Annotated in this window: 1 pseudogene; it reads left to right on the plus strand. The window is 44.9% G+C overall.

Annotated elements, in window-relative coordinates:
• Positions 1–263 precede the first annotated feature (263 nt).
• Positions 264–575 (plus strand): annotated as a pseudogene (locus MTBBW1_RS27390) (hypothetical protein); the annotation flags it as partial.

Raw genomic sequence — 575 nt, forward strand, 5'->3', positions numbered from 1 at the left:
GAAAAAACTTGATTTGAAGGAGTCGCTGATGAGAACAAAAAAAATTAATACCCGAAAAGGTTGAGGTATTCGTATGTGAATTGGATCGGTGTCCTCTCTGTCAATCTCACCTCACACTGTGTCACTACCGAAGTGGGGTGAAAACTATCCAGAGTCTTTCGGGGGTCTCCCAAATGAGTTATTGGCCTAAGCATTGTGAAAATCCGAATTGCCCAAATCACTCAGTCGGGCTGAAATCTGCTGAGTGGTTACAAGCTGCCCCAATGCACAGCACGTTTGGCTATGATATCATTGCGACTATTGGATGGAAGCGCCAAGTCGGCCACCAAATATACGATGATATTCATGAGAGTCTGTTGCCCAAAGTGCAGATATCAGCTTCTCAGGTACGCCATCTCTATACGGAACGTTATCTTCCGCTTTTGGCCTGCAATGAAAGAACTCTTTTTGGCCAATTAAAACAAGCATCAGAGAAATCCGGTCTGATCTATACACTTGACGGCTTGGCACCTGAAGGTGGAGAGCCTCAACTATGGGTGGTACGGGAACTCCACACAAATTTAACGATAAGAAGT

It is taken from the genome of Desulfamplus magnetovallimortis (genome assembly GCF_900170035.1).
Taxonomy (GTDB): domain Bacteria; phylum Desulfobacterota; class Desulfobacteria; order Desulfobacterales; family Desulfobacteraceae; genus Desulfamplus; species Desulfamplus magnetovallimortis.